The organism is Sporosarcina sp. FSL K6-5500 (genome assembly GCF_038005665.1).
GTDB lineage: Bacteria > Bacillota > Bacilli > Bacillales_A > Planococcaceae > Sporosarcina > Sporosarcina psychrophila.
This window is the reverse complement of record NZ_JBBOTP010000001.1, coordinates 1,135,748-1,162,101: the sequence shown is the minus strand read 5'-3', so window position 1 is coordinate 1,162,101 and position 26,354 is coordinate 1,135,748. Positions and strand designations below refer to the sequence as shown.

Here is a 26,354-nt window from a genome sequence, read left to right as displayed (position 1 = left end):
TCTGCTGACCCTGCATTATGTTTTGTTAATGTTAGAGTTGGTGGTGAGGTTAAAAGTATTTATTTCGCCAATAAAACAGGTAGCTATGAGTATTATGTGGAAAACGTAAAATATACTAACTACGTTGATTTTATGGGTGCTATGGCACCTTTTTCCTTTGAGATGATACGAATTGAAGAAAGCGTAGTAAATGGCGTAAACATTTTTAAGGTGTTTTCGTTATCATAAGACCTCATAACCTCACCTTTTAGGTGGGGTTTCTTTTACACAACAGGACCATAATGTGCAGTAAAAATAATAACTTTAAGGACGTCCCTCGGGGCGTTCTTTTCTTTATCCCAAAATAAAAAACAGGAGGTGCGGAATGGTTTCACTATTAGAAGACGAAACACTGAAATTTTGGGACCGACTCATTGTTGGTGCGAAAGTGACGATTGACGGCATCGAACGCGATTACCCAATACATGAATCATCATATATCGAAGGAAATACATTAAAGAAATTCGTGTATCTCGAATCGGAATCTGGCCATGTCACCCATGCATACGTCTACGATCAGCACGGACGTCAGATTCGTGAAAAAAAAATGAACATCCAAAAAGGTGAAGACGGATTAATGGTCACGTTCTTCTTATCACTCGAAATAAAGGAAGGTGTTACAAGTGGCTGAACCATATGAATATATCCCGTTTAATTGGCTAGACCAAATCATAGAGTCGGACGAGTTTGGCAAGACGGTTTATGAGAAAGACGAAAATGGCAATTTCGTCTACTGGAAAGACAGTTTAGGTGACTTAATCATTGACCCTATTACGCAACTGCCTATTCCGAAGCCTCGTCTGTTGCAGATTGGTACGCGGCATTCGGCTGAACGAGAGAACTACCAAGAACAAGGAATTGCAATGGCGCATCAACGTTTAGATAAACACGATAAACGGATAAGTCGCATTGAAACACAACTAGAAATCGACGGACGCGTAGACCCTGACAACAAAGGCACATTCTTCGACAACTTCGTCGATGCGCCCAATAAAGTCGTACGCCAAACAGCCACCGCTATCCTAACCGAATCACGCGCAGCGGGCACAACAGTCATGAACGTGGGCAATACAGACGGATTCAAAGCATTTACACAAGTAACAATTTACGACGGCACAAACAGCGAAGACACATTAATTACAGCCGTCACAGCATCAACAATCACCGTGCAAGCGTTGGCGCATGACTACGTCAAAGGCGCAGTGATCGCGAGGAGTAACGCGGCTATTGCAGATGGACAAATGATAAACGGTAGCTGGGGTACTTATATGGTTGCTGTAGCGGAGGTGGTTTGAGGTGAGTATTTTAACAACGGGTGACGATCAACGAGTAATCGGCTTAACAAGTCGTAGGATTGTCGCATTAAATGACGGAACGCTAATTACTGCTACTACAAAAGGGAATAGTACGACAAGTATTATCTTACAATTTTACGCTTCTTCTAACGGCGGTATTTCGTGGACACCTACTGGTAAACTCAGTATCAACGTCCGGGAGTTTGGTTTTGATTCTGGGCAATTGTTCGCGATGGCAACTGATGGGATATACGTATATATACTTCATGGGGGAGCTAATCCTACAATACGTAGCTTTGACCGTAATGGGGGATTAATAGCAACTCATGCTATTAAGGGAGGTTCCTACTCTGCTTTCAAAGACTTTTCACTTGCAGTAAATCCTACAACCGGCGCTATACATGCTCATTGGGGCGCTAGTGACAATGGCAGTACACGCAAAGAATACTACACCTACTCGACAGACGGCGGGATAACTTGGTCCGCTACGGAGCGGGTGAGGGTCAACAATGAGATGGTGAATATAGTATCCATGTCTATGGTTTTAGTGGACGGATCTCCTGTTTTCATACGGCTAGACCCCGGCGATATTAACCAGCTATCGACGTATACAAGAAGTAGCGACGGCGTTTACTCAAGGACTGTTGTTTCTGCGGGCGGTGATAATGCTTTATACAGTCCCGACGTTGCCGTTGATAAAAATGGAGTGATCCACCTTGTTTGGGTAAATACACAGACGAATTCCGCAGGAGGTATCCGTTATGCAAAGTCTACCAATGGTGGTCTGACTTGGGCTGTTAATAGTACAAGACTATACCCAGCAAATAGCGTACTAATAAAACCCTCTATAGGAGTAGATTCGTCGGATGCAGTTATGGTGGTATTTACCGAAAGTCAGACTCTGAAAAGAATAACCGTGGGCAAATCCAGTATACAAGATATTGGGGTAGTCCCCGTAGAACATGGGAAGGCTCATGTATTACAAGACTCTTATTTTAAGGGGAAATACGTAAAGTTCCCTCCTAGTATCTATTATGCACAAGGAGAGGACTCCATACTTTATTTTGGGGAGTATAGCGAAAATCAGTCGCCAACGCTAACCCTAAACACAATCAATAACCAAACACTCTACGAAAACGACACGTTCAAAATCGACGGTTCAGCGGTTGATTCCAACGTTGGTGATATCGTCAACGTCTACTACCGCATCAACGGCGGTACAGCCCAAGCGATTGCAACGGGTATATCGACTGGTGCGGCAATCTCATTTAACGAGCAACTAACGTTTAAAGGCGGCAAGCTATACAAAGGTGTAACCGCAATCACCAGTGCATTAGCCGAGGGGCCGGCACATCGCCTCGAAGTATGGTCTGAAGACAATAAAGGCGGTAAATCAGCGGTTGCTGAACGCACCTTTTACGTCGTTCCAAATCGTCCGCCGACATTAACTGTCAATCCATTTACGCAGCAGTCCGATTTAATTAATAACGACAAAATCACGCTATCCGGCATGTCGAGCGATCCCGACGGCAATGATGTCAAAGTAGCGTACAAGCTAAATAGCAATGCGGCGGTGCAGATTCATAGCGGTCCTGCAGGAGCTTGGTCATTTGATTTACCTCTATCGGCATTAAAAGACGGCGAGAACACAATCGTCATCGAGGTCACCGACACGTATAATTTCAAGTCATCCAAAACCATCAAACTGAATAAACACGCAAACCTAACGCCATTGAGCAAATCCGTACAACGGTATAAAATCACGCCACCGTCCGGATCAGCACAGGGCGTTTTATTGTGGGTTCAAAGGAATAAGGACCAGGTTGTTTCCGCTGAAATTAGCATGACGACAGGTAGTGAACAGGAGCAATATGTGCCGATGACTTTAAGTAATACAGCACCGTCGCGCGATGGTGCACAAATAGAGGATCAGTTCACTTTCCTAGCTGCGGCTGACAAAGAAAATATCAACGTCAAATTTAACATCAGTGGTACTGGTCCAGTGACATTGATTTCGGGGGTGCTTTCATGAAGATACGTAAACGATTACCGGACGGCACGTTTGGCCCGTGGGAAGACGCTTTCCCTGGCGATGTCAAAGTTGACCCAACAATTTTAATGTTGTTGGAAGCAATCGCAGGGCTGCAGGAACAAGTAATGATGCAGCAAGAAGAAATCAATCAACTGAAAGGGGGTGGCGAATGATGGTATTTCCATACATGGTGCCAGTTTACGGATTACTTGTGAAAGCAGGAGCGCGTGAGATTGGTAGTTTACCTGAGCAGTATCAGATTCCGGTTGCTGAGTATTTGGCGGGGCAGGTTGAAGCGGGGAAGTAATCAAGGAATAAGTTAATGTTATTTTTATTGTCTTTTTTTGCAGGAAACCCTTTCCTTTTGTCGAATACTTTATTTAGGGAAAGGGGATTTTAAAATGAATAGTGATATCGATTTCAAAGGTATTTGGAACAATTTATCTCACAAAGAGAAGGTTGCATTTTCAGTGATTAAAAATACTTGTCATTTTGGCACAAGTTATGTTTGCTATGCGGATTATACACCTGATGTACTAAAAAATTTAGGACATGCTGAAGATGCGGATCAAAGAGCTAACAATGGGACGATGAGTAAATTAAGAGCAAAAAAATTAATAGAGTCCGAAGATTTTTACCTAGGGACTTTTAGAAGTTTCCACGTGACTCAGTTGGGTATTAATGTTATTTTTCATAGCTTAATGTCAATTGATAAATTTATTGAAGACAAAAAATTAACATTTGATGCAAAACCAAGAATCGGATATTGAACACAAACAAGCACTCTGAAATGGGAGTGCTTTTTCTTTACCCAAAAATAAAAACGGGAGGTGCAGAATGGACCCAACGAACAATATTTTATCGGACATTCGCGAAAGAATGGTCCGTGTTGAAACAAAAATAGACACAATGACAGAGGTGCAGACTACAGCAGACGGTGCCAAAGAGGTAGCCAACAAAGCCTTGGAAAGTACGAAATCAGCACACAGACGGTTAGATAAGATGGATAAAATTATCTTTTGGGCATCCACGCTGATTATCGGCGCTGTCGTCCTAGCGTTGATTGCTACAGCGTTTAAAGGCGGTGTGTGAGTGGTGAGTTACAAGGAGTATAGGCAGAGTCTACCGCCGAAACCCAAAATGGAGTTCTCGAAAAAAATACTTATAGCGATGTTCGCAATAACGCTTATCATCGTGGCCTGCGCAATCACGATGTCATATATGACACAGACGACAGACGTGTACGCTTATTTAATTCCGTCAATTTTTGTTGAGTTGTCGGTCGGTACGGCGTTTTATTATAAAAAAGCGGAAAAAGAAAACCTATTAAAAATCGAAAGAAGTTTCGAACAGGAGGAAGAAATCATATGAATCAACTAATTGAATACTGGTACATCATCATCGCATTAATCGTGCTGCTCATCTTCGTGAGTGGTATTATTTTTGCATTTTTTAAATCGCCATCGGAAACACAATTAAGGAAGGTGAAAGCTTGGTTGCTGTGGGCGGTCACGAAAGCAGAGGCTGAACTCGGTTACGGAACTGGCCAATTAAAACTGCGATTCGTTTACGATCTATTTATCTCGAAATTCACATGGATTGCGTGGCTAATCAGCTTCGAGATGTTTAGTGATTTGGTTGACGACGCTCTTGACGAGATGCGCGACATGCTGAAAACTAATCAAGCGGCATTTCATTTAGTTAGCCGGGACGGTGATGCATGATGTTTATCAAGCCGTGTCATGGACTTATCACATCCTTATATAGTGACGCCAGATTAAACCCTGTCCTCAATGTAATCCGTCCACACTGGGGCACTGACTACGGAAACACGCCAGGGCAAAACGACATCATTGCGGCTGCGGCTGGTAAGGTCCGGATTGCTGTCAATAGCGGCACCGGATTCGGGAAATATGTAGTCATCACGCACCCTAACGGTTGGGAAACACTGTACGCTCACTTGACTATGATTAGTGTTAGCGCAGGTCAAACGGTCAAACAAGGGAAGAAAATCGGGGTAAAAGGCACGACGGGCAATTCGACCGGAATCCATTTACACTTTGAAATGAGTAAAGGTAAGTGGACAAACAAATACACTCAACACGTCAATCCGGCGCTATATATCAATGATCCTGACGTTAGACACTTACAGTTGTCGCTCAATGAAATCGGCTACAAAGTCGCTGTAGATGGGCTGTATGGAGACGGTCTAGCCAAAGAGGTGCTAGATTATCAAAAGAGAAATAAACTTGGTGCGGATGGAGTTGCTGGTCGCGTGACGATAGCTGCGCTCGAAAAAACAGTCACATCCAAGGCGCCATCAGAAAAGGAGGATGAAGAATTGAAATTTTCAAGTCCGGCACTAAAAACCGAAACCGAAACATCGTTAGTAAGTAAAGCGCATCGTCAAATCATCGTAGCTGCAGCTATTAAAGCGGGGGCGCAATCATTCTGGGCTGACAGACTAGCAGATAATACACTCACAGATGCAGACGTATTGGGGTTAGCGGTTAAATATACTGTTGCGGTAAATAAGTAAAAGATGGATATAAGTTGAAGGAATAATAAGAATAGTATATAGTGAAATCGTAGAAGGTTGGTATACTCCAATCCGTATCCTGGGGTCCGTCTGCCAGGACTATGGTGACCCGAGGATTCCTTTCCTTAAAATTTAAAGCGGTCCTCCACAGATTAGATTGTGGAAGGTCGCTTTTTTTATTTTAGTAAATTTGCAAATTCCTAATATTGTCCATACAATGAAGTGCGGAATTGGCGACAGGAAAACTACTTTATCAAAAAAGATGGGAGAAGTGAAACTTAATGAAAAAGTGGCTGAAATATATTGTTGTCATTATATATTTGCTTCTTTTAGACTATTCTATTGAAAAACCTAAAGACTTTTACTTTTATCTTATTTATGTTCCTATTGTTTTTGGGGGCGTGTTTTTAATTCTTTATCTTTTTGAAAAAAATAATAAAACTAAAAATGATTCTTATTAAACAAACGGGTGGTTTAGTTGAACAACAGGAGATCGTCCATTGACGTTCTTTATTATCTATTAGAAATGTGCATATAAAAAAGGCGACTACTCATTAATTTGAGCGGTCGCCTTTTTTAAAACAGGAATTGGAATACTTTTGTTGATTTGTTAACTAAATCAACAAAAGTTGTTGATTTATGTTTCGGTCCGTGTTAATCTAAGAATGTAGTAAACTTCTAATTAGAAAGGAGGAACCATCTATGTTGAATTCATTCGGTAAGTTTTGCAGAAAACTGCGAATTGACAAAGGTGAGCTATTGAAAGACATGGCATTGATCTTGGGAGTCACTTCCTCATATTTGTCCGCTGTTGAAAATGGCAAAAGAAATGTTCCTCGTAACTGGATCGAAAAAATATCTGAAATGTATTCGTTGAATTCATCGGATATCAAAGAATTAGAACGCTCATTTGATGAATCAAAAAAGGTAGTGCAACTTGATTTTAATGGCTATAGCAGCGAGGAGAAAAACGACTTATTAGCTTTTGCGCGAGAGTTTAAAGGTTTAAATGAAGACGATCGTGAAAAGATTAAGGACATCCTCCTAAAAAGCAAAAAAAGGAGAGATTGAATGACCCTGTATATTGCAAATCCTACTTCCAGAAAGAAAATAAGAGATCTTACTAATGTGTTAAGAAGGATAGCCGGCTTGTATGATGAACCTTATTTTCCTGTTGTAGACTTTTTAGAGTTAGCAATGCCTAAACTCTTCACTGCATTTGAATATGAAATAGTATCCATCTCTGAAATGCCTAACGAGTACGGAGTTACGTATCCTGAAAAAAACAAGATTTGTATTCGTGAAGATGTTTATGAGGGGGCGATAGAAGGTGTGGAGAGGGATAGGTTCACTATAGCTCATGAAATTGGCCACTTTATTCTACATAAACCTGGAAATATTGTACTTGCAAGATCAGAATCGATTCAAGAGATACCTGCGTACAGACAACCAGAATGGCAAGCGAACACTTTTGCCGGCGAGTTGCTTGCTCCACCCCAAATTATTAGGGGGTTAGTCTTAAAAGAAATATCGTCAAAATGTGGCGTTTCGTTACAAGTAAGTGGAATTCAATTGAAAAACATGAATAAATAAGGAGGACAAGCTTATGAGGAACAATAAAAAAAGCCCTTGTAGAGGGCCGACGTAAATATGCGTAGTAACAGTGTCTGTCGCTACAGTAATAAAAACTTTGGCGAGTTTATACATACTGTAACACTGCGAATGGCCCTTTGCAAGATATAAAATTGCGAAGGGATATGATAAAATGTTAATTTGTAGGCCATTTATAACTTTAAGAAACGGTAGAAGATTATTTGCGCACGAGAAAGGTTTGGAGGCTTTTTGTTTCGAGGTAACTCCAGAGCAACACCAGGAGTACTTAGAGAAAAAAGAAAAAAAGAAAAACGAAGCGAAAGATAAAAAAGAAGAATAGTGTGTTTTAAAGGACTCTTGCGACTGAGTCCTTTTTTATTCGCTTGAAATACGAACAATAGTTCTGTATACTAATGAAAAAGGGGGAACGAGTGTGCGTAAACAATTAACTAAGTCGGTGGTTCATGATGAACCATTGGATATGATGTACATGGCTGCAGACGGTTCAATCAGCAAGCGAAGAATTAAGGCGCTGCAGGTCGGCGAAGTCTCATTTAGAGCCTATTGTTTCCTACGTAAATCCAAGCGGACTTTTTCCATTGATAACGTATTAGCGCTTGTTCCCGTCATTACGAAAGAAAGCATGGTGATCTAAGTCGTGCCGTTAATCCCAGGAGACGCCTTACCGTATTTCGAGAACATGATTTACTTACCGATTATTATAAGCATCTTGGAGAGAGACCGAGAAGTGATTGAAACAAGTTCGTTCAAATTAAAAGGGCCATATATCAATATCGTCGAAAACACATTAAAGACTGTACGATCTGAATTGAAAGATACAAATACTTATGCAAGAAACAGAAATTTGAAGTTGGTTAAAAAGGGGAAAGACGGTTCGTTCACTGAGTATGCATTTATCCATAACGGCTATGAAGACATAAGGCGCTACATGAACATACGGCTGCGCAACAGGACGGAAGAATTGATAAATGAGTACTTCGCTAAGTCAGAAAACCCAAATCTGAAAGGATGATGAAATTGACAGCAATTCCGAAACCACCAAAATCAAAGGTTGTTGCAGGTCCTAAACTAACAGAGACTGATTTTCTTGAGATAGGCGAGAGAATCGGTGAATCAAAAGAATTCAATGTAGAGGTCGAAATCATGATCTATGCGCAAAAGCGGTATGAGTCCGTTGTAGGAGTCGTTAAAGAAGTTGATGGCCAACAAGGTAAGTTGACTATGCAAGTTGGTTACGACAACGTAAAAATCAACATGAACAATATTGTGAGCGTGAAATGAGTTGTTAGATAACAATCGCGATAGAGGTATGCAGAAGTGGCAAGGTTTGATGTTGCCAGAACATGTTAAGTTGATCCGTGAGTTGAGTGAAAATGAAAACTACATACAGCAGTCGTTACTCGACGATTGGGAGCTGCAGCAAATTCAAGAAGAATTAGAAATCGCGTACAAACGACAATGCGCAGCACAGGTTACCGTTTGGCGAAAAGGGGAGCATGTAACGTATATCGGTAAAATTTCGGAACTCGACCACCGTCTTAATTTAATTTCGGTAGAGGGGCCATTCGGTGAAGATAGGATACCAGTTATGGATGTTGTTAAAGTTCAATGTATGGATTGATTACAATAGAAGAAACAGCCACCGACTCGATTGAGAAGGTGGCTGTTTTTATTATAAGTCGTGCGCCTGCCCGCGTTTTTGAAGGCTCCCCCAAACGTCCCCCAGTATAGTCCCCCAGTCACACGGTCTGATACGAAATCTTGCGATTTAACCTACACGTTATGATGTTGCGGTTTAATTAAGTGGATACTGCTGCTATCGCGTTTTCGCTCCCTTAAAGTTAATGCGCGATACGCCAAATTAGTAGAAATAGTATAGCAGATGATGTAGATAGTGAGTAAGAAAGACGAACGCAAATATGAATAATATGGTATGCTGTTTGAAAGTTATTAATTGGCTGAATATATAAATATGAAATTATTTCCGGGAGGAATCGCTTTTGTTTATAGCACTTGGATTATTTTTATTCCTGTCTTTTTACTTGTCAGGAAGTGAAACAGCACTTACAGCAGTAAATAGGAGAAAGGTCCAGTTTCGCGCAGATCAGGGAGACGTGCATGCAATTAAGCTGCAGAAACTGATTTCGAAACCGGACCGTATGATTACAGCAATTCTTATTGGAAACAATGTCGCGAATATTATGATGCCGACTTTAGTTACAATGATAGCAATCGACAAGGGGCTAAGCGTTGGCGTTTGGACAGGAATTCTGACAGTTATTATCATTGTTTTCGGCGAAGTATTGCCAAAAACGATTGCAGCGACATTTTCTGAGCGAGTGGCTTATATGGTCACACCGTCGATTACACTGCTGGTGAAATTATTAACACCATTGACGGCTTTACTAGGCCTATTCACAAATCTTTTCATCAGGATCATCTCGAAAGGAGCGGTAACGAAAGCTACGCTCACAAAAGATGATCTCCGTTCGATGGTTGACATTGCTTCTATAGAAGGAACGTTTGAGATGGACGAATCGAATCGGTTGAAGGAAGTACTCGATTTTGCGGAAAAAGATGTGTCCGACGTCCTTGAAACTCATCGTATGGATATCATCGGATTACCGATTGAAGCGACGTATGAAGAAGTTCGCGACACAATTTTGGAGCATTCTTACACGCGTTATCCTGTCTACGAAGAAAGTATGGATACGATTTTAGGTGTATTTTATTCGAAAATGTTAATCAAATGGTCGATTGATCCTGAACAGACTCTTGGTGATTTAATTGACCGCAATACGTTTTACGTAGTGCAGTCTGCTAGCGTTGAAAAAGTATTCAAAATGATGCTGTCGAAAAAGAAACATATGGCAATCGTTCTGGATGAATACGGTGGAACGCTAGGTATGATAACGCATGAAGATATTATCGAAGAAATGATTGGCCAGGACATTGAGGATGAGACAGATGATGACGAAGAAGAACTTGTCTATGAAAAGACGGATACTAGGTTAATCTGTCATGGCAGGCTTGAAATCGTGGATGCGATGGAGTTACTCGATATTGAATTGCCAATGGATCATGAGACGCTTGGAGGATTTGTTCTGCAAGAGCTTGGTCACGTTCCAGAAGAAGGCGAACGCTTTACATACGATCATCTGCGTTTTGAAATCGAGGAGATGGAACGCAACCGGATTATCCGTATGACAATTACAATCAGTGAAGGTAAAACTGATTAACATGCATATCCCTGTAATCGAGTAAAACGGTTACGGGGATATTTTTTGTCTAGCGTCCAGGCGTTCGATACACAGAGGCTCACAGGATGTATTCCCTCGAAAAGTGGCCTTTCGCTTTTCAATGTCTAGCTCCAGGCGCCAGCCGCTTGAGTCATAAGCAACCCAGCTGTGTGGCAAAGAGCGCCACGTCGCTGGGTCGACTTATGCCTGTCGCGTCTAGAAGGCGCCTTTCGCTTTTCAAGCTTACACGTTTGTAAGTATACTGAAAGAGAATACGATGGTTTGAAAGGTCCCGATTGCCGATAATAAGAACAACAGGTAGAAGACGGGGGCGTTATGTTATGAACAAAAATCTAAATGGGTTGTATGAAGAATATGGCCGTTACATATATCATTTATGTCTTAAATTAACACGTAATAAAGAGGAAGCAGAAGATCTTATGCAAGATGTATGGGTGAAAGTCGTTCGCTACAACGATCGGATGGATAGTGTCGACCATATGAAAGCATGGCTTACAACAATCTGTATGAACACATTCCGAGATCGTTACCGCAAAGATGTCAGAAGAAGCAAGCATGTGATGAACCAGCCGGAAACGCTCGATGTGCCGATTCTTGATCTTGTTCCGAGTGATAGTTTGACACCTGCGGAATTGCTAGAGCAAAATGACATTCAATCAATTGTTCAGCAAAAAATTGGTGAACTTGATGTTATTTACAGAAAAACAATTGAGTATTTCTATGTACATCAATATTCTTTGATTGAGATTGCCGAAGTAATGAAGGTATCAATTGGTACGGTGAAATCACGGCTATTCCGCGCGAAAAAGTATTTGAAAGAACTGATGATTGCAGATACAGCAGTGCACGAATACGTCACTGCATAAGAGCGCAGCCAAAGGAGGCTGTGTTTTTTGTTTGTAAAAAAGTGATAGAGGGAAATTAGAAAAATAGATTGATATGTTTGAATGGGGATGGTTGTGTGTTGAAAAAGAACAAAAAGAAAGGCTGGAGCAAACGCAAGCGAATTATAGTGATAGTGCTGTCAGTGTATGCTCTTTTTTATATAGGTGTTGTTTTACTGAATACATTTAAAAAACTCCCCGAAGGCATTTCATACGAAGGTGATTTGCACTGGACGGACGAAGTTGATATGTTTACGGACTTGACCTATGCACAAAACAAAGACGGGGACAGTATGGTGCATGAGTTGGCGATTTTCGATGAAGTCTACGCGATGATCGACCGGGCTGAGCAATTTATCGTGCTCGATTATTTCCTATTCGATCATTATTACGATGAAGACATAGAATTCCCGAAAATTGCACAAACAATGACAAAGAAACTGGTGGAGAAAAAACAGCAACATCCTGATATGCCGATTATTTTTATTACAGATCCGTTGAATACAGGATACGGTTCTTATGAAACAAAATGGTTCACAAAGATGGAAGATGCGGGAATCGAAGTCATCTACACTGATTTGGATCCGCTCCGCGATTCAATTCCAGTTTATTCTGGTTTATACAGGACGATATTCCGCTGGTTGGATATTGAGAAAACGAGCTGGATTGCAAACGCTATGTCAAGCGAAGCACCTAAAATGACGTTGGCTTCTTACATTACGTTACTGAATGTCAAGGCGAACCACCGCAAGACCGTTGTAACAGATAAAGAAGCACTGGTATCATCAGGAAATCCGCATAACGCTAGCGGTTTTCACGGTAATGTGGCATTGAAGGTGAAAGGCAGTGTACTGAACGATATTTTAGAGGCGGAAGAAGCGGTCGTCAACTATACGAATGGTGGAAAATTACCACGCGTAGAAGTGCCGGAACAAAACGGGGGAAACTATGCCGTCCAATATTTGACGGAGAAGAAAATCTTGGATGGGCTTCTTGGAGATATTGCGAAAGCGCAAGAAGGGGATACAATTCGAATTGGGATGTTCTTCATTGCAAAACGTGATCTTGTCAATGCACTTATCGATGCTGCGAACCGCGGCGTCGATGTGAAAATGATTTTAGACCCGAATGAAAACTCCTTCGGTAAAGAAAAGTCTGGATTGCCGAACAGGCCGGTTGTACAGGAGATGCTGGAAGAAACGGATGGGAAAATTGATGTTCGCTGGTACAATACGGTTATTGGTCAATACCATACAAAACTCGTGGTTGTTCAGACAGCTAAAGAAACCTACATTGCGAACGGCTCTGCTAATTTAACTGAGCGCACGCTCGATAATTATAATCTAGAAGCCAATCTGCGGATCATTGCTCCGAATGACAGCGAGTTAACTAAAGAGATAGACACATACTTTAGTAGACTATGGAACAATGAGGACGCGATGTACACGCTTGACGTGGAAGAATTTCAAGATGGTTTCACTTTCTTCCAACGAGGTATTTATGGTTTACAGAAATTGTTGAAAATGACGACTTATTGAGGTGGGCAATAATTTTGGGGCTATATATGTTGAACAAATGAATACGGCGTATGCGCTTTACAAGGGCTTTTGGAAGGCTACTGAAAAAAACTAATAATTGGAATGAAATAGAAATCCTACGAACACCGCTTCGACGCTTTGTGGATGCCTCCCGCGATAAGCCAGAAAGGAGGCCGCTTTCAGTCTTATCGCTCCGGCTACCACGAAGTCGCGTCTTCGCTGGATGGTCTATTTGAGATAGCGCACTTCATAATCTGTGATGAAATCTGCAAGTTGGAGCACGTCTTACTTGAATATAAGTAGTATCAAAAAGTAATCACCTTATAATCTCAGCATATACATCTCGAAATTACATTTCTCTCGATAATGAACACCCTAGCGCAGGCGCGGCAAAGGGGTCGCCGAAGCCGTAAGACTGGATGCGAAGCGCTAATCCAGGCTTACGGTGAGAGGCATCCCCAAAGCGCCAAGCGTTCTACACTCCACACCCCGAATTACAACTCTCTCATTATCGAGAACCACAGCAGATTCAATGGGATTCTTTAATTCAACATATATAGTTTTTGAGTTGAAAAGCTGGTTGCCGAATATTTATGGTTGGTCAGCGAGGAGATACAATCGGTCTGCCAGCAGTTATAGTCGAATGGAAAAATGCATAACAAAAAGGCTATCCTTTGTCCCGGATAGCCTTTTTGTTCATTCAAATTCAGCAAGTTGCTTGTTCAGTTCCGCGAGACTTTCTTCCAACGTTGCAAGACGCAGTTCCGCTTTCTTGACGAAGCTGTCATTACCGGTCGATTCGAGCTTCTCGATATCACCTTGCAAACTGATATAGTCCATTTTGAGTTCCATGATTGCTGTTTCTACTTGACGTTTGTTCATCCGAAAAACACCTCAGCTTTTACCTTAGTGTAGCATATCGGACGTTTTTTTTCCTGCGCCGCCACTAGTATTGCGCTTCGGATACTCGAGGTAATAGCGTATCGCTTCGCATACAGCATCTTTTCCGTCCCCGAGCCCGAGTGCGGTTTGTCGTGCAATCGCTTTTTTGCGTAGCGGTTCGTGCAAGAGGGGTTCCATGATGGCGTTCAACAAACTCGATTGTTTTACTTTTCGACCGAGACCAAGATGAATGAAACCGTGCTGTTCTTTCGGAAAAGCAAGCCCCACTTCGAAATCATTCTGTGCGAGCACGACGCAAGGGATACCCATTACAGCGACTTCATAAGGCATGTAGCCAGAAGCGCATAAAATAATATCTGCTGCGGCGTAAATTTCGGCGTAGTTATACGGAGGCACCAATACGGTTGTATTCCGCCTTTCGAGTGCCATCATACGGATTGTACTTGTATCATGGGTATACTGTTCACCGATGAGAACGGTCACTTTGAGTGGGATTTGAAGTTGCATAATATGACGCAACGCCCGGTAGGTCAAGTTTCCTTCATCCTCTTCGCCAAATGAAATCACTAAATGGGGAAGAGGTCCCAGTTGGGCTTTGCGAAGTCCAATGTGCTTAACTGAAGCCATTTGTTCGTCAGCAATGAAACTCTCTCGTCCAAGTACGTAATGATCTGGCGCACTATCATTCGATTCGACATACAATGTCTGGAATACGAGGTCAGCACATTTACCACCGTCGCCGAAATCATCGAAATGGATGATGGAGGGGACGAGTTCAGTTATTTTTTCAATCTCCTCTTGAATAGTAGAGCCGCTATCGCGGAGAAGTAGATCAGGTTTAATCGACGCGAGTGCCTGTAAAAATAGCGCATTGCTTGGGGTTGAAATTGCTTTAAATCCCTCGGGCACTGGCGGAGAATCCACTCCGCATAAGTATACGATATCTATTTCGTCAGCCAAGGCGTTTGTAATCATGGCTGCTCTGCGTGCGGGGTATGTCCCTTTTCCGTCCGACCTGGAAATATGGATGGCGACTGTTTTCTTTTGTTGTCCGTCTATTGGAATCACCCTTTCTTGCTAGATTGTTCAATTCATCCCTATAACCTTATGTATTGACCGATTGGGATATGTCTATTTCTAGTGGACTGAAACTGCCAGTATGGTAAACTAACATTATTTCCATTTGGGGAACGGAGTGATTCCATTGTTCGATTCACTATTATTCGAGTTAATGCTTGTTGTCTTAATCGGGATTTTATCGCAATGGACAGCTTGGAAATTTCGGATGCCGGCAATTGTTGTCATGTCTGTTGCAGGACTTCTCGTCGGCCCCATTTTCGGTCTTATTAACCCTAAGGAGAGTATGGGAGATCTATTTGGTCCAATTATTACGTTTGCCGTGGCAATTATTTTGTTTGAAGGCAGTTTGAATCTTGATTTTAAAGAAATTAAAGGCTTTAGTAAGCCGATAGCTCGTATTGTAACCGTTGGGGCATTCATTGCATGGATTGCTGGGGCGCTTGCAGCACACTATTTAGCGGGACTTTCTTGGGCAGTTGCCTTTGTAATCGGTGGTCTGTTCATTGTTACGGGACCTACCGTTATCTTGCCGCTATTGAGGCAGGCGAAGCTGAAACCGCGCCCAGCCGCAATCTTGAAATGGGAATCGATTGTTGTTGATCCGTTTGGTGCATTGCTTGCGGTATTCGCTTTTGAGTTCATCAAATTTTTGAATAGCCAAGTGACATTGAATGCGTTGCTGTTGTTCTTTGCAGCATCTATATTTGCGGTACTCCTTGGCTGGGGGGCTGCCCGGGTCATTGGAAGTGCGTTCGAGCGCGGCGGTATTCCAGAATTTCTGAAAGCGCCGGTACTCTTTGCGGTCGTCTTATTCACATTTGTTTTCGCGGATGAAATCATGCATGAGACGGGGTTGCTTGCGGTAACTGCAATGGGGATGACAATGGCGAATATGCGCATGACGTCGATGCATGACATACGACAATTCAAAGAGAATATTTCCGTTCTTCTTATTTCAGGTATATTTGTCATGTTGACGGCGTCACTTAATCCGCAAATTCTCATCGAAATATTTAATCTGAATATTATCTTGTATGTCTTGGCGATGCTAGTTATCGTCAGGCCGTTATCGATTTGGCTTGCAACAATCAATACGGAGTTAAACATCCGTGAAAAGATTCTAATAGGATGGATTGCACCAAGGGGAATTGTGGCTCTAACTGTTTCAGGCTATTTCGCGACGATTCTACTCGACAATGGCTACAAGGACGCAGAACTATTGACGGCGCTGACATTCGCACTGGTATTCTCCACAGTGGTCTTACATGGATTTTCGATTGGCTTCTTGGCTAAGAAGCTGAATCTAACAACAACGGACGAATCAGGTGTACTTCTCGTTGGGGGCACCCGATTCGCCGCAGAGCTTGCCCAATCGGTGAAAGAAACCGGCAATGATGTGCTGCTCATCGATCAGTCTTGGGCGGGACTATCACATGCTCGAAAGCTTGGACTCAATAGTTACGTTGGGGATATCCTATCGGAGCAAATCGACTATCATCTCGACTTGACGCCATATCGGTATATCCTCGCAATGACGAAGACCGATACGTACAATGCACATATTTGTTCAGACTTTGCACCACATCTCGGAAGTAATAACTTGTATCAGACGGTATTCCACGTCGGGAACGAAGCTAATGAATTCACGATAACGGGAGGACAGTCGTTGTTCTCACCTGCCATTTCAATCTATGATTTGGAAGAGCGGATGAACGCTGGGCATGGTATTCGTAAAACGGTAATTACAAAACAATATAGTTACACACAATATTTACGTGAGCGGGATGACAAATTGATTTTGCTTTACATTTTACGTGCTGACGGCACAATTGAATTCTTCACACCAAGAATTGAACCACAGGCCTTCGCAGGTGATGCAATTATCGCGCTCACATCACCTGTGAAAACAATTGAACGGGTGAAAGAGCGTCTGGATGGAGTGAACGGTGAAACGTCGATATCCTATGAAAAAGTAGAAGATTTATTTACGAGGGAAGAAAAGCAGGTAAAGCCGGTTATTCCGGGAGATGCACCACTTTCTGCGAAATGAATGGAGTACCAAGTGGCTGACTAAGATCTGTAACAGGCAGATGGCCATTGCTTTTGATACATTGAACACCAATCGTAAAATATGAAATTGATGCAATTCCCTTAATCGGATTTTCCGGTTAGGGGAATTTTTTACGCCAAGGGCTGTATTCATTCGCCCGACATGCATCCAATCGCGTTCTCCCGTATAATCGATGTATGAAGAAGGGGGATTTACCTATGTCTAAATCACTTGTATTAGCTGAAAAGCCATCCGTAGCTCGCGATATCGCGCGGGTACTCGGCTGCAATAAAAAAGGAAATGGATTTCTTGAAGGAACCAATTATATCGTGACGTGGGCGCTGGGCCATCTAGTGACACATGCGGATCCAGAAGGCTATGGCAATGAATTCAAGGAATGGAAACTTGAACATTTACCGATTATTCCTGCACCGTTCAAACTGGTACCCATCCGCCAGACGATGAAACAGTTTAATGCAGTTAAAGCACAGCTTCTGCGCAACGATGTGAAAGATATTATCATCGCGACGGATGCGGGGCGTGAAGGGGAACTTGTTGCACGCTGGATTCTAGAACAAGCGAAAGTTCGCAAGCCTGTTAAACGGTTGTGGATTTCATCGGTCACCGATAAAGCGATTAAAGATGGTTTCAACAACTTGAAAGACGGCCGCGCTTATGAAAACTTATATCAGGCAGCAGTAGCCCGTGCGGAAGCAGACTGGGTTGTCGGCATTAATGCAACGCGTGCGCTGACCGTTAAATACAATGCCCAACTTTCAACGGGACGTGTTCAAACTCCGACACTTGCTATGATTGCAGAACGTGAGCATCAAATCCGTGATTTTAAGCCGAGATCATTCTACGGTATGCAAGCATTGACGGAAACCGCGAAGTTTACATGGCACGATAAAGCGGGTCAAACGCAGTCGTTCGATAAAGAACAGGTTGAAAAGTTACTCGAGAAAATTGACGGGGTTCATGCTGGAAAAGTGATAGAAGTGAAAACGACACCGAAGTCACAGCCAGCACCGCATTTATTTGATTTAACAGAGCTCCAGAAAGAAGCGCACCGTCGTTGGTCGTGGTCAGCGAAAGAGACACTGTCGACATTGCAAAATTTATATGAGCGCCATAAAGCGGTGACGTACCCGCGTACCGATTCGAAACATCTGACATCAGATATGGAAAGCACGTTGAAAGAGCGCATTAAAGCTGTGGATATTGGTCCATACCGTAAAGCGACCAACTCACTTCTGCGTGCTGGCACTGTTAAACCGCAGAAAGGCGTCATTGATGACAAACGTGTATCAGATCATCATGCCATCATTCCTACCGAGGAAACGCCAATTCTTCAAAACTTATCTGATAAGGAACAACGTTTATATGATTTAATCGTCAAACGTTTTTTAGCTGTCTTCTTCGGTCCGTTCCGTTATGACCAAGTAACCGCTGAACTCGCAGTTGGCGGGGAGACATTCAAAGCAAAAGGGCGTACTGTTACGGATGAAGGCTGGAAAAAAGTTTATTCGACAGAGGAAGAAGAGCTAGACACGGATACACTTCCACCATTTACAAAAGGTGAAGAAGTGAAAATTCAAGCCATCGTTATGACGAACGGTCAAACAAAACCGCCTGCTCGATTCAATGAAGGAACTTTGCTTGCAGCGATGGAAAATCCTTCGCAGTTCATGCAGGGGGAATCAAAAGAACTTATCAAAACGATTGGTGAAACAGGCGGACTCGGAACAGTTGCAACACGTGCAGATGTCATTGAGCGGCTATTCAACTCGTTTGTTATGGAGAAAAAAGGCAATGATATTTACACGACATCTAAAGGACGCCAGTTGCTTGAGCTCGTTCCGGAAGATTTGAAATCACCGGCACTAACAGCTGAATGGGAACAAGGGCTAACAAAAATTGCGAATGGCCAGATGAAAAAGGAAGAATTCATGAAAAATATGATTGGCTTTTCGAGGCAAACCGTTACTGAAATTAAAACAGATGATAAAAAATATAAACATGATAATGTCACGGGGAAAGCGTGTCCAGATTGCGGTAAACTACTGTTAGAAGTGAACGGCAAACGTGGCAAAATGCTAGTTTGTCAGGACCGTGAGTGCGGTCATCGTAAAAACGTCTCAATGCTGACGAATGCCAGATGCCCAGTTTGTAAAAAGAAATTGGAGATGCGCGGGGAAGGCGACGGACGAATTTTTGTTTGTAAATGTGGTCACCGTGAGAAGTTATCGGCATTTGAGAAGCGTAAAGAAAACTCAGGCGGTAAGAAAGCCGATAAACGTGATGTTCAGAAGTACATGAAAAAACAAGGAGCACCGGAAGAGTTGGAGAATACGGCGATGGCAGATGCGCTAAAGAAACTATTCGATAAGTGATTCCTTTATAGCGCTTTCGTAGGGTTTATTCTTCAAAATGAATTGGGTATACTTGAGTTAATAGATTTATGCAAATACGACAGTGTGGAGGTGAAGTAAGATGAATGCCGTTATGACCCAAGCTATAGCAAGCGATCCTATACAACGATATGATGCAAGCAGGCGCAGGAATGCTGAAAGTGCTTATAATCGTAATGTGCAATACAATGGGCAGAATCAGAAAACGGTTGAAAATCTAGAGGCTTTGTTGATAGGTAAGAAAGAACCTGAAATCGATCAATCGAAGAGGCCTGAACCTCGGCAGCTTGGCGCAGGACAAATGAAGCAGATTGCGCTGCCGATTGGAACGACGCTTGAAGAGACGATTGCTAGTTGGAAAGATGTGCGGGCTGAAGCAATATCAGAACCGGAACCGACAACGGCGGATTATAATCTTGCAGCAACTGCATCAGCAAAAATTATGCGGACAGAAGCGCAGATCATATTGCACAACAGGGCTCAATCCGAAATTGACATTACCTCAGCACGTGAAGAAGCCGATACTGCAAAAATGGCATCCAAAGAACTTCCCTCCGATCTCGAGCGCGAAATACTCATTACGCAAAGACGGTACGAAAAGGCGATTTCATCTTATTCTTTTCAAGTTTTAATGAAACAGAAGGGATTTGAAATCGATCGGCCGAGCTTTTATAAAATTGCATGAATGGATACGGAAGGTCGCCTAGTAAATGGCGACCTTTTGTTGTTGGAAAGGTGAGATGAACGAATGGCAAAGCAAGGTAAGCAAGTAAAAACGAATGCAGTGCGGATTTTGGATGGGGAAAATGTAATCTACGAACTAATGGAATACGACGTAAATGACGGTCTGGTGGATGGGATTTCCGTCGCAGAAAAAACAGGGCAAGCAGTGGACGTCGTTTATAAGACGCTCGTCACGATTGCGGGACCACGTGAACTATTCATTTTTTTAGTACCAGTAGCTGCCGAACTTGATTTGAAAAAAGCGGCAAAGGCTGCCGAAGTGAAAAAACTTGATATGCTACCGTTGAAAGAGCTGACGAAAGAAACGGGCTATGTGCGCGGAGGCTGTTCAGCTGTCGGGATGAAAAAGAAATACCCGACATTCATTGACAAATCAGCCGAAAGTCTCGACTCGATGATTGTTAGTGCGGGTAAACCAGGATTACAAATGAAACTGATTCCCGGAGAGTTGGCTAGGGTGACTGAAGCACTTTTTATCGACATAGTGAAAAGTTGACGGTCTGTATATAGGATAGAAGCCATGTTACAATGAATAGATTACAAGTAAGACATTCACGTTAGCTACGTGGGTGTCTTTTATTATTGCTAGCTACTTACACTATCATTAGGGAGAAGGACTTATATGAGAAAGATATTAATATGGAGATGGACATTCTTTTTGGTGGGTATGATGGTTCTGTCGCTAGGCATTTCAATGACGATTAAAGGTCAAAAACTTGGAATCGCTCCGTGGGATGTATTGCATGTCGGATTGTACAAAAACTTCGGCTTGACGATTGGAACATGGGGGATTATTTCAGGATTCATTATTATCATTTCAACTGCTGCTGTTTTGAAAGAATGGCCGCAGATTGGCACATGGCTGAATATGATTTTAATTGGACTCTTTATCGATTTATTCAACTGGCTGCTACCAGATATCACTTCGATGGGTGCGCAAATACTGATGTTCTCAGTGGGTGTAATTGTTATGGGGTATGGCGTTGGAATCTATATTTCACCAAATATCGGAGCGGGTCCGCGGGATAGTCTTATGCTCGTCTTTGTTAAAAAAACCGGAGCCAGCGTAAAAAAAGTTCGTACTACACTTGAAGTCATTGTCGCACTTATAGGCTGGTTATTCGGCGGTCCAATTGGAATTGGGACTGTGTTAATTGCTTTATTCTTGGGGCAAATTGCTCATTATACATTGCCACAATGCCGCAAGTTCTTGTTGAAAGTTATCGGCGAAGAGGAAGAAGACGCTTTATTTTAAATCGAAACTCATTAATTATTTTTAAGCATGTGCCTCGAAGCCGTGCTTTTTTTTATTGTCTGAGCATACGTTAATCGTATGTACAGAAAGGATGATCGGTATGTATGGAACGATAACCCAATATATGGGGACAGCCTATACAGGTGCTGGTATCTCCCATAAATATGACAAACTAATTGCATCGGCTTCACAAACGTTTTTTCTGAAATGTCCACCGACAAACGCCATCTCAAACGTGTTGAATGAAGCTACTACGCATTACTTAAAGCGTGGCTATGACGTCGATCGATTCATGGATCCTGTGCAACCCGACAAAACGGATGCAATTTATGTTAAAGGACCGAACTTGCTTATTCTACAAGCGTCACATCCAGTTGCACTCGAACCAGCGGATATCGGCGGTAAGCATAAAGTGATCAGCTTTTACGATGTCTATGATGAAGTCAAGTTGGTAGGGCAAAATGGAATAATTGTTGAAAAATTAGCTGAGTCTGGAATTGCACTCGGCAAAGCATTGCAATCGCTAGCGGAAGCAAAAGATATTCATGACGATTGGGAAAAAGTGAATATCAGAAGGATGATGTGGGAGGTTCATGAAAACAAAATAGCATCATTAAAAGAAGAATTATTTGGAACAATCAAGCTGAATAAGGAAGCGGCTGTCTCGCACAGGCTAATCGGTTCATTGACATCTGGAGGGGCGCAAGATTTCATCCCATCCATTACGAAGCGTTTGGAACGGAGAATTCTTATTAAAGGCCTTCCGGGAACCGGGAAATCGACACTTATGAAAGCGCTAGGCTCCGAAGCGGAAAAGCGTGGATTTGACGTTCAATATGGCTGGTGTGGGCTGGATCCAGCGGGAGTCGATTTAGTTATTTTCCCTGAACTGTCGGTATGTCTTCTTGACGCAACGAATCCACATGTTTACGATGTGGAATATCCGGGGGATGAATTGCTGGACCTCGTGCATATGTGTGAGGAAGATGCAGAGGCGGAAAAGGAAATCAGTGTAATTCACGAAGCCTACACGGAGAAAATGCTTGACGCGGCTGGCTATATGCAGGCCTATGCACAAGCGGAAAATAGCATGAAAGCTACGATGGATACTGCGATTATGCCATCCGTTTTTGAAAAAAAATCGAAAATTCTTTCGGAACTAACTTAACAAGTATGCGCTTTATACTACGATTGGGCCGGTCGTATGCTAAAATGGGGGTATCATTTGTTTGAAAGGAAGATTACATTGTCAAAAAAACTCACTGCATTTTTACAGGAGAATCTAAAAGAACTTCGCGATCAAGGACTTTACAACGAAATTGACCCTGTTGAAGGACCAAACGGCCCAATCATTAAAATTAAAGGAAAAGATCTTATTAACTTGTCTTCAAATAACTATCTGGGACTTGCAACAGACGAAGATTTGAAAAAATTGGCGATTGCCGCAACTGAAAAATACGGTGTCGGTGCAGGTGCAGTCCGTACAATCAATGGTACGCTCGATATCCACGTTCAGTTGGAAAAGAAGCTTGCTGAGTTCAAAGGAACGGAAGCTGCAATTTCTTATCAATCGGGCTTCAACTGTAATATGGCGGCAATTTCCGCTGTCATGACTAAAAAAGACGCGATTCTTTCGGATGAATTAAATCACGCATCTATTATCGACGGTTGCCGCCTTTCCGGTGCGAAAGTCATTCGTGTTAATCACCAAGATATGGACGACCTCCGTGCAAAAGCAAAAGAAGCAACGGAATCCGGCCTGTATGAAAAAGTGATGTACATTACGGATGGCGTGTTCTCGATGGACGGCAATATCGCCAACCTTCCTGAAGTAGTGAAAATCGCGAAGGAATTCGACTTGATCACTTATGTCGATGACGCGCACGGTTCAGGCGTTACTGGTAAAGGAAAAGGGACCGTCAAACATTTCGGTCTTGAAAAAGAGATTGACCTCCAAATGGGTACCCTATCGAAAGCAATCGGTGTTGTCGGCGGCTATGTTGCAGGAACGCAGGAATTGATTGACTGGCTGAAAGTTCGTTCACGTCCATTCTTATTCTCGACGGCACTTCCTGCAGGGGATGTCGCTGCGATTATGGGCGCATTGGACAAGATATCGGAATCCACAGAGCTGCATGATAAACTTTGGGAAAACGGTAATTACTTAAAAGCGGGACTTAAGAAATTAGGTTTCAATATCGGTGCTTCTGAAACACCAATCACACCATGCATCATCGGCGAAGAGAAGCTGACACAACAATTTTCTAAACGTCTTGCGGAAGAAGGCGTATATGCTAAATCAATCGTCTTCCCAACAGTCGCTAAAGGAAAAGGTCGCGTCCGCAACATGCCAACTGCAGCGCATACCAAAGAAATGATTGACGAAGCACTCGTCATTTACGAAAAAGTTGGTAAAGAACTGAATGTAATTTCATAATAAATGAGGAATCCCGGATGGCTTGTATGCTGTCCGGGATTTTTTAGGGGTTAGATGGATCGCTGTGGAGTCATGGCAAGCAATCACTTAATCAATCGACTGGACCTAAACTTGCATCCTTCAAGACAAATAGGAGAAAATGAAAAGAAAAAGGGGGAACCCTGATGACGTTTGAAGAAGTGATGAAGCAGCTTGAAGAATTCGGCAATGAACAAACGAAGACAACATTCTTGAATCATGGAGCATCCGAACCGTTTTTCGGTGTTCGTGTAGGCGATTTGAAGAAAATCTTAAAGTATATTAAGAAAGATCATGAGCTAGCGCTTCGACTTTATGACACTGGAAATTCGGATGCGATGTATCTCGCAGCGCTTGCAGTGGATCCAAAACTGATGACAGAGGATGATCTTCAGCGGTGGGTAGACGCGGCGAATTGGTATATGAATGCAGAATATGCAGTGGGATGGGTTGCAGCGGAGAGTCCAAATGCGCTTAAACTAGCAAGGGAATGGATTAGGTCTGACCGTGAAATGACGGCGGTTGCCGGTTGGAGCACTTATTCGAATTATATTACGTACGCAGGAGCGGATGAGCTGGACTTGGAAGAAATAAGTTCATTTTTACAAGAAATCCGTAACACCATTCATGAAGCGCCTAACCGAGTGCGCTATAATATGAATCAGTTCATCATTTGTGTAGGAGCCTATGTGCCTGAAATCCGTGATGAAGCAAAAAAAGTTGCAGAAGCAGTTGGGAAAGTACATGTCGATGTCGGAAATACTGCGTGTAAAGTTCCGCTTGCAACAGATTATATTGAGAAAGTACTAACACGCGGTGAACCGAAGAAAAAGAAAACGGTTCGCTGTTAATGAAAATTTGAGTAATATCAACGAACAAGCACATACTTATACAAACAAAAAGCCCTTAACTAGGGGCTTTTTTCATTCGTTAAATTTAAAAATCACCTAATTATGAAGTAACACATATCGTTGCATGTTGAATTTATTTATCTCACCACCGTGAATCTTACATTTTTCTTTAATTATACTGGAGAAGTTTGGTAGTAATTTGTAGAGGTTTAAAACAATGTTGTCTTTTCTAGGAGAACGTTTTATAATGAATTAAAGCTATAGAATCAGTGAAGTTATAAAAATATAATTTTCGTGTACTCTCCATAAATACAAACGTTTGAAAGCGGGGAATAATTTATAATGAAAAAAATCATGGTTACGGGTGCTTTAGGTCAAATCGGTTCAGAATTAATTACAAAGTTACGTTCAGAATATGGTACAGAGAATGTCTTGGCGACAGATATACGTCGCATGGATTCGGCAACAGATGGCCCATTTGAAATACTTGACGTTACAGATGCGAACAATATGCATGCGCTTGCAAAGGATTTCGGTGCAGATACGATGATGCACATGGCTGCATTATTATCTGCTAAAGCGGAAGATGAGCCATTATTTGCATGGAATCTCAATATGGGCGGTCTTATGAACGCACTTGAAGTATCACGCGAACTGGAAATGCAGTTTTTCACACCAAGTTCAATCGGTGCATTCGGTCCTTCAACACCGAAAAAAGATACACCGCAAGACACATTGCAACGACCGACGACAATGTACGGTGTCAATAAAGTTGCAGGTGAATTACTATGCGATTACTATTTCCACAAATTCGGAATGGATACGCGCGGCGTTCGTTTCCCAGGGCTCATCTCATATGTAGCTCAACCGGGCGGCGGAACGACGGATTACGCGGTCGATATTTACTACAAAGCACTTGAAGAAGGGAAATACACTTCTTATATTGCAGAAGGAACACGCATGGATATGATGTATATGCCTGATGCGTTACAGGCGATTGTCGATTTAATGGAAGCCGATCCGACGAAACTGATTCACCGCAATGCATTTAATGTAACGGCTATGAGTTTTGAACCGTCTGAAATCGCAGCTTCTATAAAAAAACAGATTCCTACTTTTGAAATGGCATACGATGTAGATCCAGTACGCCAGGCGATTGCTGATAGCTGGCCAGATTCGATTGATCCAACAGCTGCTATAAATGAATGGGGCTTCAAAGCGAACTATGATTTGGATAAAATGACAGTGGACATGTTGTCGAAACTGAAAATTAAATTGAATGTGTAAAGTAAAAGCCGCGGGAAATTTTCCGCGGCTTTTACTTTGGAATGAAAGATGGTACTTCCTTATCGAACCGATCATTTCCTATGCCAATCGATCAAATCCCATGCTAACCGATCATAT

31 protein-coding genes are annotated in these 26,354 nt (G+C 42.4%); 29 read left to right on the top strand and 2 right to left on the bottom strand.

All coding sequences use genetic code 11. The features are described 5' to 3' along the window. Positions 1-364 precede the first annotated feature (364 nt). The 20 genes from MKX62_RS05100 (at position 365) to MKX62_RS05005 (ending at position 13,201) form a co-directional block, all read left to right on the top strand. Positions 365-670, top strand: a complete 306-nt coding sequence (locus MKX62_RS05100) for a hypothetical protein (RefSeq protein WP_340740933.1) — start codon at positions 365-367, stop codon at positions 668-670. Beyond that, positions 654-1,334 carry a hypothetical protein gene (locus tag MKX62_RS05095; RefSeq protein WP_340740932.1) on the top strand — a complete coding sequence of 227 codons (681 nt, stop codon included), beginning with the start codon at positions 654-656 and terminating at the stop codon, positions 1,332-1,334. The genes MKX62_RS05100 and MKX62_RS05095 overlap by 17 nt, the downstream gene beginning before the upstream one ends. Position 1,335: 1 nt before the next feature. Beyond that, positions 1,336-3,366 carry a sialidase family protein gene (locus MKX62_RS05090; protein WP_340740931.1) on the top strand — a complete coding sequence of 677 codons (2,031 nt, stop codon included), beginning with the start codon at positions 1,336-1,338 and terminating at the stop codon, positions 3,364-3,366. After that, on the top strand, positions 3,363-3,539 hold the full coding sequence (locus MKX62_RS05085; RefSeq protein ID WP_340740930.1) for a hypothetical protein: 177 nt from the start codon (positions 3,363-3,365) through the stop codon (positions 3,537-3,539). Before MKX62_RS05090 ends, MKX62_RS05085 begins: the two co-directional genes overlap by 4 nt. Continuing rightward, positions 3,536-3,673 carry a CD1375 family protein gene (locus MKX62_RS05080; RefSeq protein ID WP_445683521.1) on the top strand — a complete coding sequence of 46 codons (138 nt, stop codon included), beginning with the start codon at positions 3,536-3,538 and terminating at the stop codon, positions 3,671-3,673. The genes MKX62_RS05085 and MKX62_RS05080 overlap by 4 nt, the downstream gene beginning before the upstream one ends. Before the next feature lie 94 nt (positions 3,674-3,767). Next, positions 3,768-4,136 (top strand): hypothetical protein, encoded by a 369-nt coding sequence (locus MKX62_RS05075; RefSeq protein ID WP_340740929.1) that lies wholly within the window; start codon positions 3,768-3,770, stop codon positions 4,134-4,136. A 67-nt stretch (positions 4,137-4,203) separates the two neighbouring features. Further along, on the top strand, positions 4,204-4,458 hold the full coding sequence (locus tag MKX62_RS05070; protein WP_340740928.1) for a hemolysin XhlA family protein: 255 nt from the start codon (positions 4,204-4,206) through the stop codon (positions 4,456-4,458). Further along, positions 4,459-4,737, top strand: a complete 279-nt coding sequence (locus MKX62_RS05065; RefSeq protein WP_340740927.1) for a hypothetical protein — start codon at positions 4,459-4,461, stop codon at positions 4,735-4,737. Beyond that, positions 4,734-5,090, top strand: coding sequence for a hypothetical protein (locus MKX62_RS05060; RefSeq protein ID WP_340740926.1), 357 nt, complete (start codon positions 4,734-4,736; stop codon positions 5,088-5,090). The genes MKX62_RS05065 and MKX62_RS05060 overlap by 4 nt, the downstream gene beginning before the upstream one ends. Beyond that, the gene (locus tag MKX62_RS05055) at positions 5,087-5,905 is read left to right on the top strand and encodes a peptidoglycan DD-metalloendopeptidase family protein (RefSeq protein WP_340740925.1); all 819 of its coding nucleotides are present in this window, start codon (positions 5,087-5,089) and stop codon (positions 5,903-5,905) included. The genes MKX62_RS05060 and MKX62_RS05055 overlap by 4 nt, the downstream gene beginning before the upstream one ends. A 281-nt stretch (positions 5,906-6,186) precedes the next feature. Continuing rightward, positions 6,187-6,366, top strand: a complete 180-nt coding sequence (locus MKX62_RS05050) for a hypothetical protein (protein WP_340740924.1) — start codon at positions 6,187-6,189, stop codon at positions 6,364-6,366. A gap of 241 nt (positions 6,367-6,607) precedes the next feature. After that, on the top strand, positions 6,608-6,976 hold the full coding sequence (locus MKX62_RS05045) for a helix-turn-helix domain-containing protein (RefSeq protein WP_340740923.1): 369 nt from the start codon (positions 6,608-6,610) through the stop codon (positions 6,974-6,976). Continuing rightward, positions 6,977-7,498, top strand: a complete 522-nt coding sequence (locus MKX62_RS05040) for an ImmA/IrrE family metallo-endopeptidase (RefSeq protein WP_340740922.1) — start codon at positions 6,977-6,979, stop codon at positions 7,496-7,498. A gap of 433 nt (positions 7,499-7,931) precedes the next feature. Further along, positions 7,932-8,153, top strand: coding sequence for a transcriptional regulator (locus tag MKX62_RS05035; protein ID WP_340740921.1), 222 nt, complete (start codon positions 7,932-7,934; stop codon positions 8,151-8,153). A 3-nt stretch (positions 8,154-8,156) separates the two neighbouring features. After that, complete coding sequence (locus MKX62_RS05030; protein ID WP_340740920.1) at positions 8,157-8,531, top strand: hypothetical protein; 375 nt, start codon at positions 8,157-8,159, stop codon at positions 8,529-8,531. Between the two features lie 5 nt (positions 8,532-8,536). Next, positions 8,537-8,800, top strand: a complete 264-nt coding sequence (locus MKX62_RS05025) for a YolD-like family protein (RefSeq protein ID WP_340740919.1) — start codon at positions 8,537-8,539, stop codon at positions 8,798-8,800. A gap of 28 nt (positions 8,801-8,828) precedes the next feature. Then, on the top strand, positions 8,829-9,140 hold the full coding sequence (locus tag MKX62_RS05020; RefSeq protein WP_340740918.1) for a YolD-like family protein: 312 nt from the start codon (positions 8,829-8,831) through the stop codon (positions 9,138-9,140). Between the two features lie 379 nt (positions 9,141-9,519). Beyond that, on the top strand, positions 9,520-10,758 hold the full coding sequence (locus MKX62_RS05015) for a hemolysin family protein (RefSeq protein WP_340740917.1): 1,239 nt from the start codon (positions 9,520-9,522) through the stop codon (positions 10,756-10,758). A gap of 341 nt (positions 10,759-11,099) precedes the next feature. Then, a complete protein-coding gene (locus MKX62_RS05010) occupies positions 11,100-11,645 on the top strand; it encodes an RNA polymerase sigma factor (protein ID WP_067213306.1) in 546 nt (181 codons plus the stop codon). A gap of 98 nt (positions 11,646-11,743) precedes the next feature. Next, the gene (locus MKX62_RS05005; RefSeq protein ID WP_340740916.1) at positions 11,744-13,201 is read left to right on the top strand and encodes a phospholipase D family protein; all 1,458 of its coding nucleotides are present in this window, start codon (positions 11,744-11,746) and stop codon (positions 13,199-13,201) included. A gap of 696 nt (positions 13,202-13,897) precedes the next feature. On the opposite strand, the gene MKX62_RS05000 is transcribed toward MKX62_RS05005, so the two are convergent. Together MKX62_RS05000 and MKX62_RS04995 are read right to left on the bottom strand one after the other, a co-directional pair. Then, the gene (locus MKX62_RS05000; protein ID WP_067213302.1) at positions 13,898-14,083 is read right to left on the bottom strand and encodes an SE1832 family protein; all 186 of its coding nucleotides are present in this window, start codon (positions 14,081-14,083) and stop codon (positions 13,898-13,900) included. Between the two features lie 24 nt (positions 14,084-14,107). Next, entirely contained in the window at positions 14,108-15,172 is a 1,065-nt protein-coding gene (locus MKX62_RS04995; protein ID WP_340740915.1) for a PseG/SpsG family protein, read from the bottom strand. A gap of 136 nt (positions 15,173-15,308) precedes the next feature. On the opposite strand from MKX62_RS04995, the gene MKX62_RS04990 reads away from it, so the two are divergent. From MKX62_RS04990 to MKX62_RS04950, 9 genes are all read left to right on the top strand, one after another. After that, complete coding sequence (locus MKX62_RS04990) at positions 15,309-17,234, top strand: cation:proton antiporter (RefSeq protein ID WP_231885730.1); 1,926 nt, start codon at positions 15,309-15,311, stop codon at positions 17,232-17,234. A gap of 218 nt (positions 17,235-17,452) precedes the next feature. After that, positions 17,453-19,627, top strand: coding sequence for a DNA topoisomerase III (locus MKX62_RS04985; RefSeq protein WP_067213297.1), 2,175 nt, complete (start codon positions 17,453-17,455; stop codon positions 19,625-19,627). A gap of 100 nt (positions 19,628-19,727) precedes the next feature. Then, a complete protein-coding gene (locus tag MKX62_RS04980; RefSeq protein ID WP_067213296.1) occupies positions 19,728-20,330 on the top strand; it encodes a hypothetical protein in 603 nt (200 codons plus the stop codon). 63 nt (positions 20,331-20,393) lie between these two features. Beyond that, positions 20,394-20,885 (top strand): Cys-tRNA(Pro) deacylase, encoded by a 492-nt coding sequence (gene ybaK, locus MKX62_RS04975; RefSeq protein ID WP_340740914.1) that lies wholly within the window; start codon positions 20,394-20,396, stop codon positions 20,883-20,885. A 126-nt stretch (positions 20,886-21,011) separates the two neighbouring features. Beyond that, a complete protein-coding gene (locus MKX62_RS04970) occupies positions 21,012-21,644 on the top strand; it encodes a YczE/YyaS/YitT family protein (protein ID WP_067213292.1) in 633 nt (210 codons plus the stop codon). A 100-nt stretch (positions 21,645-21,744) separates the two neighbouring features. Beyond that, complete coding sequence (locus tag MKX62_RS04965) at positions 21,745-22,812, top strand: hypothetical protein (protein ID WP_067213289.1); 1,068 nt, start codon at positions 21,745-21,747, stop codon at positions 22,810-22,812. 36 nt (positions 22,813-22,848) lie between these two features. Continuing rightward, entirely contained in the window at positions 22,849-24,081 is a 1,233-nt protein-coding gene (locus MKX62_RS04960; RefSeq protein WP_445683520.1) for a glycine C-acetyltransferase, read from the top strand. 164 nt (positions 24,082-24,245) lie between these two features. Continuing rightward, complete coding sequence (locus MKX62_RS04955) at positions 24,246-24,950, top strand: DNA alkylation repair protein (RefSeq protein ID WP_340740912.1); 705 nt, start codon at positions 24,246-24,248, stop codon at positions 24,948-24,950. A 342-nt stretch (positions 24,951-25,292) separates the two neighbouring features. Next, complete coding sequence (locus MKX62_RS04950; RefSeq protein WP_340740911.1) at positions 25,293-26,237, top strand: L-threonine 3-dehydrogenase; 945 nt, start codon at positions 25,293-25,295, stop codon at positions 26,235-26,237. Positions 26,238-26,354: the final 117 nt, after the last annotated feature.

Coding starts and splice junctions, on each gene's coding strand:
- MKX62_RS04960 (WP_445683520.1), top strand. CDS start 22,849: ATGCTAAAATGGGGGTATCATTTGTTTGAAAGGAAGATTACATTGTCA.
- MKX62_RS04950 (WP_340740911.1), top strand. CDS start 25,293: ATGAAAAAAATCATGGTTACGGGTGCTTTAGGTCAAATCGGTTCAGAA.
- MKX62_RS05055 (WP_340740925.1), top strand. CDS start 5,087: ATGATGTTTATCAAGCCGTGTCATGGACTTATCACATCCTTATATAGT.
- MKX62_RS05100 (WP_340740933.1), top strand. CDS start 365: ATGGTTTCACTATTAGAAGACGAAACACTGAAATTTTGGGACCGACTC.
- MKX62_RS04985 (WP_067213297.1), top strand. CDS start 17,453: ATGTCTAAATCACTTGTATTAGCTGAAAAGCCATCCGTAGCTCGCGAT.
- MKX62_RS05075 (WP_340740929.1), top strand. CDS start 3,768: ATGAATAGTGATATCGATTTCAAAGGTATTTGGAACAATTTATCTCAC.
- MKX62_RS05045 (WP_340740923.1), top strand. CDS start 6,608: ATGTTGAATTCATTCGGTAAGTTTTGCAGAAAACTGCGAATTGACAAA.
- ybaK (WP_340740914.1), top strand. CDS start 20,394: ATGGCAAAGCAAGGTAAGCAAGTAAAAACGAATGCAGTGCGGATTTTG.
- MKX62_RS05070 (WP_340740928.1), top strand. CDS start 4,204: ATGGACCCAACGAACAATATTTTATCGGACATTCGCGAAAGAATGGTC.
- MKX62_RS04970 (WP_067213292.1), top strand. CDS start 21,012: ATGAGAAAGATATTAATATGGAGATGGACATTCTTTTTGGTGGGTATG.
- MKX62_RS05080 (WP_445683521.1), top strand. CDS start 3,536: ATGATGGTATTTCCATACATGGTGCCAGTTTACGGATTACTTGTGAAA.
- MKX62_RS04965 (WP_067213289.1), top strand. CDS start 21,745: ATGTATGGAACGATAACCCAATATATGGGGACAGCCTATACAGGTGCT.
- MKX62_RS05040 (WP_340740922.1), top strand. CDS start 6,977: ATGACCCTGTATATTGCAAATCCTACTTCCAGAAAGAAAATAAGAGAT.
- MKX62_RS05085 (WP_340740930.1), top strand. CDS start 3,363: ATGAAGATACGTAAACGATTACCGGACGGCACGTTTGGCCCGTGGGAA.
- MKX62_RS04955 (WP_340740912.1), top strand. CDS start 24,246: ATGACGTTTGAAGAAGTGATGAAGCAGCTTGAAGAATTCGGCAATGAA.
- MKX62_RS04980 (WP_067213296.1), top strand. CDS start 19,728: ATGAATGCCGTTATGACCCAAGCTATAGCAAGCGATCCTATACAACGA.
- MKX62_RS05060 (WP_340740926.1), top strand. CDS start 4,734: ATGAATCAACTAATTGAATACTGGTACATCATCATCGCATTAATCGTG.
- MKX62_RS05010 (WP_067213306.1), top strand. CDS start 11,100: ATGAACAAAAATCTAAATGGGTTGTATGAAGAATATGGCCGTTACATA.
- MKX62_RS05050 (WP_340740924.1), top strand. CDS start 6,187: ATGAAAAAGTGGCTGAAATATATTGTTGTCATTATATATTTGCTTCTT.
- MKX62_RS05000 (WP_067213302.1), bottom strand. CDS start 14,083: ATGAACAAACGTCAAGTAGAAACAGCAATCATGGAACTCAAAATGGAC.
- MKX62_RS05020 (WP_340740918.1), top strand. CDS start 8,829: ATGCAGAAGTGGCAAGGTTTGATGTTGCCAGAACATGTTAAGTTGATC.